15 protein-coding genes, 3 tRNA genes and 1 pseudogene are annotated in these 19,008 nt (G+C 35.3%); 8 read left to right on the top strand and 11 right to left on the bottom strand.

Annotation, left to right across the window (positions count from 1 at the left end; genetic code table 11):
* Positions 1-217: 217 nt before the first annotated feature.
* The 4 genes from dnaN to DLK05_RS06920 all read left to right on the top strand — a co-directional run bounded on the left by dnaN (position 218) and on the right by DLK05_RS06920 (position 4,887).
* Complete coding sequence (gene dnaN, locus DLK05_RS06935) at positions 218-1,348, top strand: DNA polymerase III subunit beta (RefSeq protein WP_127343288.1); 1,131 nt, start codon at positions 218-220, stop codon at positions 1,346-1,348.
* Between the two features lie 100 nt (positions 1,349-1,448).
* Positions 1,449-2,216 (top strand): 3'-5' exonuclease, encoded by a 768-nt coding sequence (locus DLK05_RS06930; RefSeq protein ID WP_127343287.1) that lies wholly within the window; start codon positions 1,449-1,451, stop codon positions 2,214-2,216.
* An 18-nt stretch (positions 2,217-2,234) separates the two neighbouring features.
* A complete protein-coding gene (locus tag DLK05_RS06925) occupies positions 2,235-2,846 on the top strand; it encodes a fumarylacetoacetate hydrolase family protein (RefSeq protein ID WP_127343286.1) in 612 nt (203 codons plus the stop codon).
* Positions 2,847-3,090: 244 nt separating this feature from the next.
* Positions 3,091-4,887 (top strand): AMP-dependent synthetase/ligase, encoded by a 1,797-nt coding sequence (locus tag DLK05_RS06920; protein ID WP_127343285.1) that lies wholly within the window; start codon positions 3,091-3,093, stop codon positions 4,885-4,887.
* Positions 4,888-5,162: 275 nt separating this feature from the next.
* On the opposite strand, the gene DLK05_RS06915 is transcribed toward DLK05_RS06920, so the two are convergent.
* The 6 genes and pseudogenes from DLK05_RS06915 to DLK05_RS06895 form a co-directional block, all read right to left on the bottom strand.
* Positions 5,163-6,044 carry a class I SAM-dependent methyltransferase gene (locus DLK05_RS06915; protein WP_127343284.1) on the bottom strand — a complete coding sequence of 294 codons (882 nt, stop codon included), beginning with the start codon at positions 6,042-6,044 and terminating at the stop codon, positions 5,163-5,165.
* Positions 6,045-6,131: 87 nt separating this feature from the next.
* Positions 6,132-6,839 (bottom strand): MgtC/SapB family protein, encoded by a 708-nt coding sequence (locus tag DLK05_RS06910; RefSeq protein WP_127343283.1) that lies wholly within the window; start codon positions 6,837-6,839, stop codon positions 6,132-6,134.
* Between the two features lie 10 nt (positions 6,840-6,849).
* Positions 6,850-7,275: a GNAT family N-acetyltransferase gene (locus DLK05_RS06905; protein ID WP_209319767.1), complete on the bottom strand. Its 426-nt coding sequence runs from the start codon at positions 7,273-7,275 to the stop codon at positions 6,850-6,852.
* Positions 7,262-7,948 carry an NfeD family protein gene (locus DLK05_RS18530; protein ID WP_438830177.1) on the bottom strand — a complete coding sequence of 229 codons (687 nt, stop codon included), beginning with the start codon at positions 7,946-7,948 and terminating at the stop codon, positions 7,262-7,264. The genes DLK05_RS06905 and DLK05_RS18530 overlap by 14 nt, the downstream gene beginning before the upstream one ends.
* 63 nt (positions 7,949-8,011) lie before the next feature.
* Positions 8,012-8,695, bottom strand: a pseudogene (locus DLK05_RS18525) (NfeD family protein); the annotation flags it as partial.
* A gap of 140 nt (positions 8,696-8,835) precedes the next feature.
* Positions 8,836-9,639 (bottom strand): EI24 domain-containing protein, encoded by an 804-nt coding sequence (locus DLK05_RS06895; protein ID WP_127343280.1) that lies wholly within the window; start codon positions 9,637-9,639, stop codon positions 8,836-8,838.
* Between the two features lie 177 nt (positions 9,640-9,816).
* Between DLK05_RS06895 and purB the strand changes: the two genes are divergently transcribed.
* The gene (gene purB, locus DLK05_RS06890; RefSeq protein ID WP_127343279.1) at positions 9,817-11,154 is read left to right on the top strand and encodes an adenylosuccinate lyase; all 1,338 of its coding nucleotides are present in this window, start codon (positions 9,817-9,819) and stop codon (positions 11,152-11,154) included.
* Between the two features lie 118 nt (positions 11,155-11,272).
* A complete protein-coding gene (locus tag DLK05_RS06885; RefSeq protein ID WP_127343278.1) occupies positions 11,273-13,096 on the top strand; it encodes an ABC transporter ATP-binding protein in 1,824 nt (607 codons plus the stop codon).
* Between the two features lie 163 nt (positions 13,097-13,259).
* Here DLK05_RS06885 and DLK05_RS06880 read toward each other — a convergent pair.
* Positions 13,260-13,332, bottom strand: a tRNA-Trp gene (locus DLK05_RS06880).
* A 246-nt stretch (positions 13,333-13,578) separates the two neighbouring features.
* On the opposite strand from DLK05_RS06880, the gene DLK05_RS06875 reads away from it, so the two are divergent.
* Positions 13,579-14,022 carry a (4Fe-4S)-binding protein gene (locus DLK05_RS06875; RefSeq protein WP_127343277.1) on the top strand — a complete coding sequence of 148 codons (444 nt, stop codon included), beginning with the start codon at positions 13,579-13,581 and terminating at the stop codon, positions 14,020-14,022.
* Positions 14,023-14,062: 40 nt separating this feature from the next.
* On the opposite strand, the gene hpf is transcribed toward DLK05_RS06875, so the two are convergent.
* Positions 14,063-14,353 carry a ribosome hibernation-promoting factor, HPF/YfiA family gene (hpf, locus tag DLK05_RS06870; protein WP_235831968.1) on the bottom strand — a complete coding sequence of 97 codons (291 nt, stop codon included), beginning with the start codon at positions 14,351-14,353 and terminating at the stop codon, positions 14,063-14,065.
* Between the two features lie 420 nt (positions 14,354-14,773).
* Here hpf and DLK05_RS06865 point away from each other — a divergent pair, with 420 nt between their 5' ends.
* Positions 14,774-15,241: a hypothetical protein gene (locus DLK05_RS06865; RefSeq protein WP_127343275.1), complete on the top strand. Its 468-nt coding sequence runs from the start codon at positions 14,774-14,776 to the stop codon at positions 15,239-15,241.
* Between the two features lie 609 nt (positions 15,242-15,850).
* On the opposite strand, the gene DLK05_RS06860 is transcribed toward DLK05_RS06865, so the two are convergent.
* From DLK05_RS06860 to DLK05_RS06850, 3 genes are all read right to left on the bottom strand, one after another.
* Complete coding sequence (locus DLK05_RS06860) at positions 15,851-18,193, bottom strand: TonB-dependent receptor (RefSeq protein WP_127343274.1); 2,343 nt, start codon at positions 18,191-18,193, stop codon at positions 15,851-15,853.
* Between the two features lie 571 nt (positions 18,194-18,764).
* Positions 18,765-18,849, bottom strand: a tRNA-Ser gene (locus tag DLK05_RS06855).
* Between the two features lie 13 nt (positions 18,850-18,862).
* Positions 18,863-18,935: transfer RNA gene (locus DLK05_RS06850), tRNA-Gly, on the bottom strand.
* Positions 18,936-19,008: the final 73 nt, after the last annotated feature.

The raw sequence follows: 19,008 nt of genomic DNA, 5'->3' as shown, positions 1-19,008 counted from the left end.
TTTAAGGAATATCTTCGATGGTAAAATACAGGATGCTTTAAAAGTTTAATTGATGTAGTCAGAATTGAGTCTCTTTTTTTAATGGTAGAATGTCAACTTTCCCTAATAAATTTTGTATATTCACCACTTAATATTAGCCCTTTATCCTGACATATTTAAGTCTGATTAAAAGAGCTTTCGATTTAGAATTTTTGGTAAACGTTTAAATATTATGCAAATGAAATTTGTAGTATCAAGTACAGAATTGTTAAGTCATTTACAAGCAATTAGCCGGGTTATTAGCAATAAAAACACATTGCCAATTCTCGACAATTTTTTGTTTGAATTAAAAAATGACGAATTGGTGGCAACTGCTTCTGATCTGGAATCTACATTAATCACTACCATACCTTTGGATAGTTCGGTAGGGGAAGGCGTAATTGCTTTTCCTGCTAAGATTTTGACTGATACTTTGAAAGAATTTCCGGAACAACCGCTAACATTTGATATTGATCTTACTTCTTTGGCAGTAAAGATTACTTCTGAAAATGGAGTATTCAGTATTGTTGGTCAAAATGGCGAGGATTTCCCAAAATTACCTCAGAGAGAAGAAAGTGGTATTGTTGATATTACAGTTGATAGTGATGTATTACTAACAGGTGTAAATAAAACTTTGTTTGCTACAGCTGATGATGAGCTTCGTCCTGTGATGAACGGTATTTTTATTGAATTGGGAAATAACGATCTTACTTTTGTTGCATCAGATGCTCATAAACTAGTTCGATATAAGCGTTTGGATGGAAGATCAGAGGTGGAATCATCTTTCATTCTGCCTAAAAAACCAGCTTCTTTATTGCGTAACATTCTTCCTAAAGAAGAGAATCCTGTGAAAGTAGAATTCGATGATAAAAATGCATTTTTCACCCTTTCTAATTATAAATTAATTTGTCGTTTGGTTGAAGGAAATTACCCAAGTTATAATTCGGTGATTCCTAAAAATAATCCTAATGTTTTGACAATTGACAGAGTGGAATTGTACAATACTTTAAAACGAGTTTCTGTATTCTCCAATCCTGCAAGTAATTTAATTAAGTTTGAATTGAAGACAAATGAATTGGTAGTCTCTGCTCAGGATATTGACTTTTCGATTTCGGCAAGAGAAAGATTACAATGCGAATATGAAGGACAAGAACTGGAAATCGGATTTAAATCTGTATTCCTTTTGGAAATTTTATCCAATATCTCCTCCGCTAATGTGATGGTAGAATTATCGGATCCAACACGTGCAGGAATTTTCTTACCATACGATAACGAAAATGCTGATGAAGATGTGTTGATGTTGTTAATGCCTATGATGATTAATGCATAAGGATCAAGAAAAGATAAGTTTTTAAAATATTTAAAACCTGACAGAAAGTGATTTTCTGTTAGGTTTTATACTTTTGTAACAATCAAGAAATAATATATCAATGAAGTTAAACTTAAAGAATCCAATCGCATTTATCGATTTGGAAACAACAGGAATTAATGTTGCTAAAGATCGTATTGTTGAAATTTGTATTGTGAAAGTGAGTCCGAATGGAACCGAGGAAGTGAAGACTTATCGTGTAAATCCGGAAATGCATATACCCAAGCAATCCACGGCTATTCATGGAATTAAAGATGAGGATGTAAAAGATGAACCGACCTTTAAGGAATTGGGAAAAACAATTGCTAAACATTTAGAAGGTTGTGATTTGGCTGGTTATAATTCAAATCGATTCGATTTTCCGCTATTAGCAGAAGAATTTTTGCGTGCTGATATTGATTTTGATATGAAGAAGAGAAAGTTCGTAGATGTACAAACAATCTTCCACAAGATGGAGCAAAGAACACTTACAGCTGCATTCCGATTTTATTGCAATAAGGAGTTGGAGGGAGCTCATGGTGCCGAAGCTGATACGATAGCTACTTATGAAGTGTTAAAATCTCAGTTAGATAAATATGATAAGTTGGAGAATGATATAGATTATCTTTCTAAATTCTCCGCTCAAAATAAAAATGCCGATTTTGCAGGATTTATCATTATTGATGAAAATGGGGTGGAGACTTTTAACTTTGGTAAGAATAAAGGTGTGCCGGTAGAAAAGGTGTTGGCAGAGCAGCCCGGATATTACGGTTGGGTGATGAATAGTGATTTTCCTTTATACACCAAAAAAATACTTACCGAAATTAAATTACGAGGTTTTAATAAATAGTACAAACCTAAACATACAATGAAAATTTTAGCAATTGGAAGAAATTACGTGAATCATGCCAAGGAATTGAATAACCCGGTTCCTGAAGAGCCTGTTGTATTTTCTATGCCTGATTCGGCTTTGCTGAAGAACAATAATGATTTCTATTATCCTGATTTTTCCAAAGATATCCATCACGAATTGGAAATTGTAGTTAAGATCAATCGAGTAGGTAAAAATATCCCTGTTGAGTTTGCTCATCGTTATTACGAAGAGATTGGTTTGGGAATTGATTTCACTGCCCGTGATATACAGGCAGAATGTAAAAAGAAAGGCTTACCCTGGGAGAAGGCTAAAGCTTTTGACGGTGCTGCACCCATTAGTAAATTTGTTCCAAAGAATAGGTTTGCGAGTCTAGATCATCTAAACTTTAATCTGGACATTAATGGGAAAAGAGTGCAAATTGGGAATAGTGAGAATATGATTTTTTCCATTGATTATCTGATTTCTTATTTGTCGAAATTCTTCACATTGAAAATAGGAGATTTGATATTTACCGGAACTCCGGAAGGAGTTGGTCCTGTACAAATTGGAGACCATTTAATAGCTGATTTAGAGGGCGATAAATTATTGGATTTCCATATTAAATAATGAGTATAGCGCATTAATTCAGTATTTAGGTAGACTGATAGTATAGAGATAGCCAGAGCATTTATGTTTCTGGCTATTGTTTTGTAAGATGTTGGTAAATAGGATATATTTCGTGTATTGGGTTGTTTGTTATGTCTGTTCCAGTCGGTTTTTAACCTTTCTATTCTATTGGAGTAAGGAGCTAAATCTTTTAAATTAAGGAAACATCCTTATCTTTGACGCGAATTACAACTAATATACTTTTATGGAGTATCAACATTGGGGCAAGTTAATTCGAAGCCGTATTGAGAAGTATGGTGAGCGAATTGCAATGCGCTATAAAGATGAAGAGAGCGGTAAGTGGGTAGGAGTAAGCTGGAATGAATTCGGTTTGCAGATTCGTCAGATTTCAAAAGCTCTCATAAAAATGGGTGTTGGTGAAAAACAAATGGTTGCCATTTTTTCACAAAATATGCCGGAATGGATTGCTGCAGATTTGGCTATCATGAGTATTCGTGGTGTAACTGTACCAATCTATCCAACTAATTCAACGAAGGAAGCTAAATATATTGTAGAAGATTCTCAGGCTCAGATCATTTTTGTTGGAGAACAAGAACAATACAATCGTACCATGGAACTCCTTCCGGATGTTCCACACGTAAAAATGGTGGTAGTATTCGATAAGAACACCAAACTTAGTGATCATGATCGTTCAATGTATTGGGATGAATTCTTGGTATATGGAAAGAATTCAGGTGTTGGGAGTGAATTTGAAGAGCGTTTTGAGAGAGGTGAATTAGACGATCTTGCAACCTTAATTTATACTTCAGGAACTACTGGAGAACCGAAGGGAGTGATGATTGATCACAATAATATTTCCAGTGTTTTGGTTTCTCACGATGAAGAGTTGACTATTTCACAAGATGATATCTCCTTAAGCTTTTTGCCTTTAAGTCATGTGTACGAACGTGGATGGTGTTTCTTTTGTTTCCATCGTGGAATAGAAGTTTATTTCAACCGTGATCCAAAGAAAATTGCAGAAGTAATGAAAGAGGTGAAACCTACTGTTATGTGTACGGTTCCTCGTATCTATGAAAAAATTTATGCTGCAATTCAGGAGAAGGTTAAACAAGCCTCGCCTTTCAAACAGAACCTGATGAATTGGGCGATTAGGATTGGACAAAAGCATAATAATGATTATAAAAGACTGGAAAAGAAAATTCCTTTCTTTATAGCATTGAAATTTAAGCTTGCTGATAAAATGGTATTGAGTAAGCTTCGGGATATTTTTGGTGGTAGAATTAATTTCACCCCTTGTGGAGGTGCTCCTTTATCGAGAGATATTATCGAGTATTTTCATGGCATTGGGATCAATATTAAAATGGGTTATGGACTAACCGAAACCATGGCTACGGTTTGTTTGTATGGGGATTCACATATAGATTTTGGAACCACCGGACATATCATTATTGGAACCGAAATAAAAATAGGGGATAACGATGAGATTATGGTGAAGGGACCTGGTGTGATGCGAGGTTATTATAAGAAACCTGAAGCTACAGCTGAGGTGATGAAAGATGGTTGGTTCTGCACAGGAGATGCTGGAAAGTTTAATGAGAATGGTCACTTGATTATCACCGATAGAATAAAGGATTTGATGAAGACATCCGGTGGTAAGTATGTTGCTCCTCAAAAATTGGAAACGACTTTGGTAAACGATCAGTTTATCGAGCAAATTGCGGTTATCGGGGATTGTCAGAAATATGTAACGGCATTGGCTGTGCCTGCTTTAGGCCCTTTGCAAGCGTACGCTTTTCAACAGAATATTGTTTTTGAATCTATAGAGGAGCTTCTTTGTAATTCTCAAATTATTGAGTTCTTCGAAAAACGTTTTGAGGAGCTACAGAAGGAATTTTCTCGTTTTGAAAAAATAAAGAAATTTACTCTCCTGTCTAAGGAATTTAGTATTGAAGCAGGAGAGATCACGTCTACTCTTAAATTGAAGCGTAAAGTGATTCAGGAAAAATATCAACATCTGATTGATAAAATGTATAAAGACTAAAATTTGGAGATGTATGATTTTCTTGTTGAGCTTACCAAAGACTTACCAGGAATTAAATAATCATCTTACCATACAGGTTATTATTGAATCGGGTATATTTTAAAATTGATTTTATGAAATCACCGGATAATGTTCGGTGGTTTTTTTTGCCATTTTTTTTATCTTTTAGGATGTAGGATAAGTTCCGCTCAAAAATTACACTTAAGTAAATTCAAAAAGTATACTGGTATAAATTTTAAAAAGAAACTAGTGTTAGTTTGGTAGGAGTCACTACTCTATTTTCTATCTGATGATTTTTGTGCGACCATGCCAATCCAGGGACTTGATACTTCATAAGGTTTCCCAGTAAGATTTGACCAGTAATCCTTAACTGTAAAGCCATACTCTTCCATCATTTGGATAGCTCTCTTTAAGGAGAAATAGTGTTTCCAAATATGGTGAGTTTTAATTTCTCCATCCTTTTTAATAAGTGTGAACTTATCCAAACGGACCTTGTCTTTTTTGTATTTGAAATGAGATTCAAGAAGTAAATGTTCCTCCTCGCTCCAAAATCCATCCTTATCACTAATGTACCACGATTGATTGTCACCATCATTCTTAAAATAATGTTTTGTGAATACATCAAATATTAAATAACCGTTAGGTTTAAGGGCTTTCTTTACTTTTTGTAGTAAAAGATCGCGATCGGAATGCGAAAGCACACAAAGATCTCCATAAATCAGAGTTATCACGTCAAAGGTGGACTCGTAGTCCATTTCCAAATAGTTTTGACAGATATAATCTATTTTATATCCGGAATCCGTGGCTTGACACATTGCGTAATCAATGGAGTTTTGGGAGATATCAATTCCAGTGATATCAAAGCCTTGACTGTAGAAATTCTCACTGTATAAACCTGATCCACATCCTAAATCAAGTAATTTACTTTCTTCGGGAAGATTCAAATATTCGCACAACCAATGTACCGTTTGAATAATGGTATCGTATTTTCTGGAGCCTTCGTCACTATCATCATCTAAATGTGCAAATAGCAGATGTTCTGAGATATAAGGATCTTGCCAAAAATTGCCGTCGTCTTTGGTAAATAATTTTGGTTTTTTTGTTATTTTATGGACTAAGGAGAAATCGATTTGTCCTTGTGAAGAAAATATTTTCATAGATATTTTTACCGAGTGTAATAGAAGAGTTACTTATTGAAAATCATTTAAGCATCTCCTTCATTTTTAGATATAGGAAAACCTATTTTAAAGAATTTGCTGCAATTTTACTCTTTTAATTCCTGAAATACTACTTAAATCCGAAGTGAGATCTTTGAGTTTTACTTTCTCTGAGATCTGAACGGTAAGGTAGTAGTTAATCTTATTTTCATCAAAAGAATGTTCCAAATCAATGGTTCGGATAATTATTTTGTGTTTTTTTAAGATGATTGAAAAATCTTCTTCAGAAACATCACTACTTGTAGTATAGATGTTTAGTCGCTTAATAAATTTACCAGGGAATAATTTCTTTTCAAGTGCGTCGAGAGTGATTAGGGCAAATAAAAGTATTGCTGCTCCCAAGATAGCGCCCATATACATTCCCGCTCCTATTGCGAGTCCTAAAGCCGCAATAACCCAGATGGATGCAGCAGTAGTTAATCCTTTTATATTAACACCAAATTTCAAGATTGCTCCTGCACCCAAAAATCCAATTCCGGAAACAACTTGCGCTGCAATTCTACCAGGATCGCCATTCTGGAAATTCTGAAAGGTTTGAGGAATATAAATGGAAAGCAACATCAATAAGGTAGAACCCAAACAAATTAATATATGGGTTCGCCAACCTGCCGGCTGCTTGTGCCTTTCCCGTTCGATTCCAACTACTAGACCTATCAAAAAGCTAAATAATAATCTGAATAATATGGTACTTGTATTTATATCAGTTTCTGAAATTATTTGATTGAAAAAATCCATAGTTTTTATTTTAGTGCTTGCGTTTTATCATGACTTCATATCCTTCCAGTTTATCAAATCCCAGTTTACGATAGAGATTTAGTGCTGTCTGATTCTCCTGATGAACTTCCAATTTAATTTGCATGTTTTTACTTTTAGCAAAATCCAAAGCCTTTTGAGTGAGAAGTCTGCCATATCCCCGATGTTGATAGTTAGGGTGAATTCCCAGATGATGCAAATACAATCTTCGGGTATCCGTTGTAATCCAACAGGTTCCAATTAATTCGTTCGTAGAAAGGTCTTCCAAAAGATAAAATTTACCGCCATGTTGAATACTTCGTTCGATAATAATAGCATTATCTCCCCGGTTTGCATCTCCCAAACCGGTTAGTTCCCATAGGCCTACAATAGCTGCAAAATCATGACTTTCGTACTCACGAAGATTAATTGTTGTCATCATCTTCTTTTTTAACGACATATACTTGACCTGTTTCGAATCGAATTACCTCCACTACGGTATCCTTATCGATATAACCATCCTCAGATTTTGCATCGTAAATATGATCTTCAATGATTACTTTTCCGGATGGACGAAGTACACTCATTGCTGTTCCTGTCTTTCCGATCATTGTTTTTGCTGTCATATCCACACCAACAAAACCTTCTTTTGAGTTTTGTACAGAATTTAGTGCCAGATGGCCCAAAAAAGAATTGGCTGCAAACAATTTCTTGGTTAAATAAATAGAGCCAAGCAGAGCAGTTAAAATAGAGAAAACAACAAGAAGAATAGCACCAAATAAGGCTCTTATTTGACGCGGTTCAAAATCAAAGGCTACATTGTCTACCAAGCTTAAAGTTAGACCGGTGATAATTAAGGTGATTCCGGAAATTCCGGCTACTCCAAATCCGGGAATCACAAATATTTCGAGGGCAAGTAATATTACGCCAGCTGCAAAAAGAAGTATTTCCCAATTCTCGGCCAATCCTTCTAAATAAAGAGGTGAGAAGTATAGTATTGCAGCAATTGCTGAAGCAAGAATAGGAAAGCCTATTCCCGGAGTTTGAAGTTCGAAATAGATTCCTCCGATGATAATCATGATTAAAAGTCCCTGAAGTATAGGATTGATCATGAAATCAACGATTCTTTCGGTACTGGAAGGTTCGTATTTTTTGATGATATATGCTTTAATTCCTGCTTTGGTTAAAACTTCTTCCACCGTATTGGCAATGCCTTCGCAATATCCATTTTTAATCGCTTCGGCAGGAGTAAAAGTGAGTACTTTTCCTGTGTCGATTACATTTTTGATATAGGTTCGGGGATCTACCATCGCTTCGGCAATTAAAGGATCACGATGCCATTTAATAATAGTATCTCCACTTTGTATTAGGGTATCTTTGCCGTGAGATTCTGCCGTAGCCCTCATGGTGGACCTCATATACGACTGATATTTATCGGGCATAGCCTGACCAGTTTGATTTACAACAGTAGCTGCTCCAATGTTTGCGCCAGTACGCATGTATATGCTATCACATGCAATGGAAATTAACGCACCTGCAGAGGCGGCATTATTATCAATGAAAACATAAACTGGTTTTTTGCTGTTCAGGATCGCTGTGCGAATTGAGTCCGCTTGCACTACCATTCCACCATAGGTATTCATGTGAATAAGGATGAGATCTGCATTCCATTCTCTGGCTTCCTGAAAGGCATCTTTAGTTTGGCGCCAGGCAGCAGGTCCAATTTCTCGTTTAATATCAAATTTAAAGACTTTGGTCTTGGAAGTATCAACAAGGGAATCGGTATTTGTGCTTGCCTGTAAGCTGAAACTAATAAAGATTGCGAGTAGGGGTAAAATTATTTTGTGAATGTTATTCATATTGGGTTGTTTTATTGGATAATCTCTGGCTTGTAAAAGTTATATCCGGATTAAAGTTTGCCTGATAATTATTCGGATTGTAAAAATTCAATTCTAAGTATTCAATTCCTGGCTTTATTATCTAAGATAACAATTAAGTTTCAAGTCTGTTTCCTATAAATAGATCTGTTTTCTTTTTCCCATATTTCATTTACTGCCAGAGTTCCTGCTACAACGGAAATTATTGCCGCAAAGCTAGAAAAGGAAACACCACAAAATGGAATAATAAGACAAAGTGAAAAAACCAGTCCATTCGCTATTACAATTCCTTTGTTTGCTCTCATGAATTGTACACTTTGACTGATGTTTAGTTTCTTGCGCTCTATGGCATAATCCAAAAATGAAAAGCCATAAAAATATGCAGAGATAAAGAAAAGCATTATTGCAGCAGCCCAACCAATAATGGGAATAAAACTTAAAAAAAACATTAAAACAGTCAGTGCTAACTCAATTAAAAGATTTCGGACTGCGATGGTAATACCTCTTAATATATCTTTAATTAACTGTCGAAACTCAAAAGTATAGGTCCTTCCTGTTTTTTTCTTTTCGGTAGCTTCAGAAAGGATGGAGAAAACAGGAGAAAGGATAATGATAATGATATAACCCCCAAAATAGGCAAATATCAGAAAAAAAAGAAGCTTAAATACGATCCAAATAAAGCCGCTAAGTGTTGCTTTTAAGAATTCAGATCCCCAAAAATTAGCGTGCTCCAAGTCCAGCCAACCTGATAAAAATACCTGGGATTGCCCAGCCAAATTCCCAATATAATCCCAACCAATCCAGAATAGGATGATATTGAAAATTATAGGGAATAAAAAAAACCATGCCAATCGTTTTTTGAATATAAATTGCAGGGCTTCGGCGTAGATTCGTAATCCAAAGTTAATATCACGGATGAGCTTCATATTGGTTATCTTAAGTTAAAATGTATGCACAATAACAAATTTAGTAAATATCTTAAATTTAATTTCTTTTTGTTTTCCTGATACATTGGTAGCTTTTATAAAATCTCTTTTTAATTCAATGCTTTTATATAACTTTGTGCATCTAAATAACCATTATTGACATTTAATTTTTTTGAAATGCAAAGTTTAACAGCAATTTCGCCGATTGACGGGCGATACCGTAACAAAGTTGATGTATTGGGAGAGTATTTTTCGGAGTATGCTTTAATACGTTATCGAGTGTTGGTTGAAGTAGAATATTTTATTGCTCTTTGCGAGATTCCACTTCCGCAATTAGAAGATTTTAAACCCGAAATTTTTACTGATCTTCGAGATATTTATTTGGATTTTTCTTTGGAGGACGCGAAAAAGGTGAAGGAGATTGAAAGTGTTACCAACCACGATGTGAAAGCCGTAGAGTATTTTATCAAAGAGAAATTTGATGCCTTAAATCTTCAAAAATATAAGGAATTTATTCACTTCGGATTGACTTCTCAGGATATTAATAATACTGCCACCCCTTATTCTTTGCGGGATGCTGTTCATGATGTGTATTATCCACTATTGGATGATCTGATTGGTAAATTAGAAAGTCTTTCGGAGGATTGGAAAGAGATTTCTATGTTGGCAAGAACACATGGTCAGCCTGCATCTCCAACCCGTTTGGGAAAAGAAATTAAAGTGTATGTCTATCGTTTGAAAAAACAATTGGATCTCTTAAAAAGTGTTCCATGTTCAGCAAAATTTGGTGGTGCAACTGGTAATTTTAATGCTCATTTTGTGGCTTATCCAGGTATCGATTGGAAATGGTTTGGAAATCATTTTGTAAACGATATCCTAAAATTGGAGCGAGAGGAATTTACTACCCAGATTTCTAATTATGACAATATGGGTGCAATCTTTGATAATTTGAAGCGGATTAATACCATTTTGATAGATTTAAATCGTGATTTTTGGACCTATATATCCATGAATTATTTTAAGCAAAGAATCAAAGAAGGAGAAGTTGGATCGTCTGCTATGCCTCACAAGGTAAATCCTATTGATTTTGAAAATTCAGAAGGAAATTTAGGCTTGGCCAATGCAATTTTTGAACATTTGTCAGCGAAATTACCAATATCAAGATTACAGCGCGATTTAACAGATTCTACAGTACTTCGAAATATTGGTGTTCCTTTTGCGCACACTACCATTGCCTTTAAATCCTTATTAAAAGGATTGGATAAATTAATCATTTCAAAAGAAGCATTTGAGGCAGATTTGGAAGCCAATTGGGCGGTTGTGGCCGAAGCAGTTCAAACTATTCTTCGTCGCGAAGGTTATCCAAATCCATACGAGGCTCTTAAAGCTTTAACCAGAACCAATGCAAAGATTACTAAAGAAAGTATTGCCGAATTTATCGACACCCTTGAGGTCGATGATGACTTAAAGGCTCATTTAAAGACTATTAGTCCTGCTAATTATACCGGGATTTAAGATATTAATAAATGTTAATGCTTTGTTTTTAGGCTGTAAGAGTTGTACTTTTACAGCCTATTTTATGGGAGTATTTTCTACATCTCTCTTATTTATTTGTATCACTCATTTTATTTTAATGAAAGATTTTTTTAGCATTTTAAGGCGATTTTTACCTCCCTATAAAGGTGATTTGGTTATGAGTTTTGTTTATAACCTGCTTGCCGCTGTTTTTGGTGTGTTTTCCTTTGTTATGATGCAACCCGTACTAGAGATATTATTTGGCATTGCTAAACCTGTGCATGAAATGGTAGCTTGGGAGGCGAGTGTTGCTAGTCTAAAACACAATTTTTATTACTATACTACTCAATTAAAAGTAGATTACGGAGCCGATTCAGCTTTAATATTTGTGGGTGTTGTATTGGTTTTGGCTGTATTCTTTAAAGTTGTCTTTACCTATTTGGGTTCCTATCATAGTGTTGGGATACGAAATGGCGTTGTTCGGGATTTGAGGGAGCAGATTTATAGAAAGATAGTCGCACTTCCTATTCCTTTTTTCACTGAAGAGAAAAAAGGGGATATCATCGCTCGCTCAACAGGAGATGTTCAGGAAGTGGAGAATTCAATCATGAATTCTTTGGATATGTTTTTGAAGAATCCGGTAATCATCATAGTTTCATTGGTTACGATGATTATCATGAGTCCTAAAATGACAATTTTCGTGTTTATCCTATTGCCAATTGCCGGTGCTATTATCGGTCGAATAGGAAGAACATTAAAGAAAACTTCAAGACTTGGGCAGAATAAGATGGGCGATTTGCTTTCCACCATTGAAGAAACACTTTCCGGTTTAAGAATTATCAAAGCTTTTACGGCTGAGGATAATGTAAATCAACGTTTCGATCTGGAAAATAATGATTACAGAAAGATAATGAATAGCCTGATGCGAAGAAGAGTTTTGGCACATCCGGTAAGTGAATTCTTAGGGACTCTGGTAATTGTGATTGTCTTGTGGTATGGTGGAAGATTAATTATAAATGGACAAGGCGGAATGAATGGAGCCGGATTTATTGCTTATCTGGTGGTTTTTTATTCCATTATTAATCCTGCAAAAGCATTTTCTAAGGCTTTTTATAGTATTCAGAAAGGCCTGGCAGCCATGGATAGAATCGATCAGATTTTAGATGCTGAATCTACTATCGTTGAAAAAGAGAATGCTGCATCTATATCTCAATTTAATGAGTCCATAGAGTATCGAAGTGTTTCTTTTTCCTACAACGGAGACAGAAAAGTATTAAAAGATATTCAAATGGAAATCCCGAAAGGAAAGACAGTTGCATTGGTTGGGCAGTCTGGCTCCGGTAAAACTACTTTTGTGGATTTATTACCTAGGTTTTATGATGTGAATGAGGGTGGAATTTACTTAGATGGGAAGGATATTCGTGATTATAAAATTGCAGAAATGCGTAACCTGATGGGAAATGTAAATCAGGAATCTATTCTGTTTAATGATACGATTTTTAATAATATCGCTTTTGGTATGCCTCAGGCAACTCTGAAAGAGGTGATTGCTGCTGCTAAGATTGCGAATGCACATGATTTTATTTCAGCAAGCGAAAATGGATATTATACAAATATTGGAGATCGGGGAAGTAAATTGTCGGGAGGACAGCGTCAGCGTTTGAGTATTGCTCGGGCAGTTTTGAAAAATCCTCCTATCATGATATTGGATGAAGCAACTTCCGCCTTGGATACAGAATCGGAGCGTCTGGTTCAGGATGCCTTGGATAAATTAATGCAAAATCGTACTTCTATTGTTATTGCTCACCGTTTATCCACCGTTAAAAATGCTGATTTGATTTGCGTATTTCGTGATGGTGAAATAGTAGAACGAGGAAAGCATGAGGTTTTAATTGAGAAAAATGGAGCTTATAAAAAGTTGTACGATATGCAGCTGTTGTAATAGCTCGACAAGAGAGATAAAATAGGTCACTGAGCGAAGTTGAAGGATCTGCTATAATTATAAAACGTATCATGTTGATTACTGTGATGTGTTTTATTTTTATATTAAGCTGGTAATATTTGGACATGAAAAAACCTTCCGAAACAATTCGAAAGGTTTTTTGCACGGGAGGAGAGACTCGAACTCCCGACACCTGGTTTTGGAGACCAGTGCTCTACCAACTGAGCTACACCCGTGTGTTTTCGGCATTTTCAATAGTATGCCTGACTAAAAGTCTGCGACAAAAGTAGAATATTTTTTTTTATCTGCAAGTGCTTTATTCTGCTAAAAATAGAATTTTATGATTTCTATTGTGCACCATACTAAAGATGAGTTATTTGTCTTTATTAAAGAAAAGATAACAAGCTGAAAAAAATTTAAGCGAATTTTTTAAAAATGTGGTAAATTATATGAAAAGCTTATATTAATAAAAATCTCATACCATGAAAAGTATAAAAAAAGAATATTCAAACGGGGAAGTTACAGTGGTTTACGAACCTGATTTATGCATTCATTCCGGCGTTTGTTTTAAGGGCTTGCCTCAAGTTTTTCAACCAGGAACCAGACCGTGGGTAAAAATGCAAGGCGGCAGTACCCAGGAAATAATTAATCAAATAAGTAGATGTCCTTCCCGTGCATTGTCTTTTTATATGAATAGTCCTGAAAAAACAGAGGAAGAAAAAGGGCCAACAAAAGCATTAGAAACCGGAAGAAAAGTGGAAGTTCTGGAAAATGGACCTTTGATGGTGGAGGGGCCTATAACTTTAGTTCGCGCTAATGGTAAACGAGAGGCAATGGAAGAAGTTTGTTATTTCTGTCGTTGTGGTTCTTCTAAGAATAAACCGTTCTGCGATGGTTCGCACGAGGAGCTTGGATTTAAAGAATAAAAAAATGGGGTTGTTAAAACCCCATTTTTTATTAATTATTTTATTTGAATTTATTCTCTTTGTATTTAATGATCTGAGCTCTTAAAGCTTCGGCTACCATATCGGTTGCCTCTTCAAATGTTTTGCTTTGTTTTTTAGCAAAAAGTTCAGATCCCGGAACCTTTACTTTTACTTCCACTACTTTATTTTCCCTATTACTTGCTTTATCAACATTTAATTTTACATCATAAGTAGTGATCTTGCTTTCTAATTTCTCGAGTTTTTTTAATTTTTGGTTAATGAAATCTTCTAATTTACTATCGGCTTTAAAACCTACGGATTGCATTTTCATGTTCATCACAATTCCTCCTATATTTGATATGCATTCTCATGCATAAGTGAATATTCTATTTCCTAATTTCTATAATAATTCCAATGCGCGTTGGTTACCTAAACTGTTCTGTTAGATTAATCTTTCTACCTTGAAATTACGCAAAAAAATCAAGCTTTTGAAATGCAAATTGTGATTTTAAAAGACTTTAACATTCCTATTTTATTAATCAGTTAAGGATAAGGGGAATAAATTTTATGGAATTTGTAGAAAGGGAGCTGGAATAGAAATAACCAGGCTTATTATAGAAGTAAGATCACAACTAAATGTTATAGGGTAATCAATAATATATCTATTAGTTTTAATGGAAATGATAAATATCATATTTTTTTGTAATTGGTATATGTAAATTAGTTTTTGTTTAATTTAAATTTCATATTTATGCAGAAAAATTTGTTCGATTTAGTTCTAACTGCTGAGGAGCAAACTCAAATTGATGATGCTCTTAAGGTGCTTGATGATGTATTGCTTCCTAAGTTGCATATCCTTTCCAATGGGAAGAAGGATTTGTTAAATATGGGCGATAAATCGATAGGTTTTGTTGACAAGGCATATGAAGTGGCTCGTCAGGAAACCGACCTTTTAGGTGGCTTCATCGATTTACAGGCATTCAATCATGATGTGACTGCAATTGGTAGTCTTCGGTCTATCGAGTTTAAGCTGTCGCAATTGCATTCAGCAGTTGAAGATTCGTTCGCAGTGGCAGGGAGCGAAGCTTACAATGCATCATTAATGGTGTATAGTTTGATGAAAAATGCTGCCAAAATGGGACATCCGGGAGCAAAGGATAAGGTTGACGAGATGTCGGCTCGTTTCCCCGGACATACCAAAAAGAAAACAGACGAGTAAACCCGTCTGTTTGATCATGTGAAATGAAAAGGGTACCACTGCACGGTATCCTTTTCTCTTTGTGCAATATCTGTAAAAGCTTTAGTATTTCCAAAGAATGGAACTTTTCTTCCACCAAGAGCGTGTTGTCTGGTTTTAAATCATTAATTGTAAAATATAACATTAAAAACAACCATTTGAAGCAGCATGTTGGATTTTAGATAAGGGAATTTGCTGTCCTGCTATGGCAAATTGCTATCGCCAGGCTCGAACTTCCTGTTTTTGATAGCAAGTTTGAGGTGCAGGACAGGGAAGTTTCTTTTGCAAACAGCAAAGTTGATATCCCATTACAGCAAAGTTGATGTTTCAATTATCGAATTTCCTATCGGCAATATCAATTTTGATGTTGTTGACAGCAATTTTCCTGTCTGGTATAGCAATGTTGCTATGATAGACATCTCGGTGCATGTTGTGGATAGGAAGTTTTGGGTTGCTAACAGCAACGCAGATGGCTCAAGTAGTTTGTTTGATGAATTTCACCTCGCGGGCGATGTCACGGGCGAGTTCGACTAGTGCTTCATCAACATTTATAAAGTTGAAACACAACTTCCTCTCTTTATTGATTTTAATCTAAAAGAAACCTTTTGCAGCTTTTTTCTGTTTGTAGTTTTTCTTCTTCACCGATTTAACCTCGATTCCTTTTCTAAAATTATAGCTTAGTTTTAGCATGAACAGGTTTTTTAACAAGCCCACATCCACTTTGTTATGCTCGCGGAATGAATTGTACTTAAAATGCTCTTCCATGGTGTAATCCAAGCCCAAATCTACAGGAAGTAGATAAAGAGCTGTTGCTGTTATTTTCTTTTTAAAGAATGACTTCTTTATCAAACAACCCAGGTAATCATTGTCGTTGTTTTCATATCCGTAAGCCTGAATTTGCTTGGTATTCATTTTTTTGAGCAGCAAGGCATAGAGTGTTTTGTGTTTAGGCGAAATGTAGATCAGGTTGCTGTTGATGGTAAAATCATTAACATGATGGGTGTGACTGTTGTGCTTGATTTTATCCCAATAGAAGGAACCTGTAAAGTTCAGAAACATGGATTTTGGAATGATATTTAGTTTTGTGCCGATATTAAATCCCCGGGATTCATGTTTGTCCAAATTTAAATAGGTGTATTGGAAATGATCCTGTATTACTTGTCCGTTTTTGGAGATTTTGTCTTTGGTGTAATGGTAAAAAGGTTCAATGCTCAACTTGTTTCCAAATAGCTTAATGTCGATGGAACTTTTGTATTGTGTTGCAAAAGTCAAATTAGAATTTCCAGTAACGGAAGTCAGTCTGTCGGTGGTGATTTTAAAGGGACTAATCTGATTAGCATAAGGATATTCACTATCCGAATTTAACTTCAGACTCATATTCATCTGTTTGGAGTGTTTGTAGAATACATTTAAAAATGGCTGAATGGAACGATAGGTTTTCGTTTGATTTGAGGTTTCCAGGCGATTTTGTTCTGCTGCAAATCCAATTTTAAGTTTGAACTTGCCTTTTGGGGTATAGCTCAAATAGTTGTACAGTAAATTGCGTTTGTCCGTATTTCTTGTTTGTGCATTTTCGGTAGTTGAGTAGTTGTAATCGTACGATTTGTATATGTTTCGATACCCAATCTCAAGAGCATACTCCTCCGAAAAACGATGTTGAAAGTTGAATTCCAGAATGGAATGATGACTGTCGGTAAACAACTCCTGTTCAGTTGAAATGTCCGCTTCTTCCTGGTAAAGATTTACCAAATGGTTTTTGATGTAGTTGTATCCATAATCGATTTCAAATTTATTTTTATCGCTTAGTTGATTTTGATAAGATAGTAATGTATGATAGGCTTTTTCCGATTGGTTGTTGTTAAGTTCAGATAAAAAAGATTCCGACAGATTGTTTGTGGTATACGTATTTTGATACTTTTGTGTTGTATGGTTTTTGCTAAAGGGCGAATAACTGATGTTGGTTTCAGCACTAATAATTTGCTTGCTGGTGATAAAAAGATCGGTTCCCAATACGAATGAATGTGTCAAGCCATCTTTTTGCGAATTGGTAGAATGATCAACAGCATTTTTGATGAGGCTAATGTTATCTAGTCTTTTTTCATTTTGGATTGGTAGGTTCGTATTCGATACATTGTTGGAATAGGAACCATAGGTGTTGATTTTTTTATGGGTAAAAGTAAAATCAATGTTTGCATCGTTGCTAATAAGGAAATCATCGCCATTGGAATTGTCCAAAGAAAACACTCCTTTTTCTTCTGCTCTCAGGTCCAGCCCGCTGTAGTTTTTTTTTAATATCACATTAATCACAGCATTGTAACCCTGGCTGATGTATCTTCCGGTAGGATTTCGTGTCACCTCAATTCTGCTGATTCTGTCGGGCGAAAGATTTTTCACATATCCCTGATCTTTTTTTACTCCGTCTACCAAAAGAAGCACCTTGCTTTCATTGTTCACTTTGATTGAATTGTCTAAAGGGTCCACATTCACACCTCTTATTTTTGTTAAAATATCGGTTAAATTATTGGTTCCTTCCTTTAATTGCTTGGTTATCAGCTGTACACTTTTGTCGTATTTTTCCTTGTAACTGGAGGCAACTACCTGAACTTCCTGAATGCTTTTGTTATCGATTTTCATTTCGAATGTTTTCAAATACACATCCTGATTGTCGACCTGAATTGTTTTTTGAAGCGTGGTGTAGCCCATGCATCTGATTTCTAAATTGTAGTTTCCGGGCTTTGTTTCAAAATCGAATTCGCCTTTTAAGTTGCTTGCCATTGAACACACAATAGTGTTTTCTGAAGTCTTTACGGAAATGCTTGCAAACTCAATTGGCTGCTTGGAATCTAAATCTTTCAGTTTGCCATAAATATGGTTTGTTGCAGCCAATATATGAGTTGTCAATAGAGTGATTAGGAGGAATAGTATTTTTCTCATGTTAGATTATTGAGTTTTGCGGACATAAATTTAACAATTAAATTTCATTTGTAATTATAGAAATAAAAATGTTATGCAACAATTAAGCGATGTTATTAGTAAATTCAGGGCTTGTTCATAAAATTATTTGGTGACTTCTGATAATAAACCTTAATTTCGTTTTTTTTGGGATTGAAACTCATAATGCATTTTTTTGTTTAGCAATACAAAAATACATTTTGAGGCTCAATCCCTCTTATTTTTTAATCTTTCTTTGTTTTATGAACAAACCCTGCTGTTGCTTATTAACAAATAAAAAAAAGCAGTGCAGATTCATTATAACAATATTGTTGTTTGATGAATTAAAGATGTGGCGCATCGAAATATTAAGAAAAATAAATACGTTTGCCCTGATGGGAGTGACTAATTTATCAATGGCAAGAACAAATATACTATGGGAATGCGATTTTCGTCGGAGTCATTATTTGATTTCTTTCGACTTCCGATTGATGTTCAATTTGTGTATCTGACACCTAATAATTTTGAGTAATAAAAAAAGCACCAAAGTTTTTAACCTTGATGCTTTAAACTGCGGAGAGAGAGGGATTCGAACCCCCGGTACCTTGCAGTACAATGGTTTTCAAGACCACCGCATTCGACCACTCTGCCATCTCTCCAATATATTTTTTGAGCGGGAAACGGGACTCAAACCCGCGACCCTCAGCTTGGAAGGCTGATGCTCTATCAACTGAGCTATTCCCGCATGGTAATATTTTTATTGATTGAACGTTTTCAATCAAAATCAAAGTGGGGAGAGCAGGATTCGAACCTACGAA

The organism is Ancylomarina longa, assembly GCF_003996985.1.
GTDB classification, from domain to species: domain Bacteria; phylum Bacteroidota; class Bacteroidia; order Bacteroidales; family Marinifilaceae; genus Ancylomarina_A; species Ancylomarina_A longa.
This window is presented reverse-complemented; position numbering and strand designations above follow the sequence as displayed.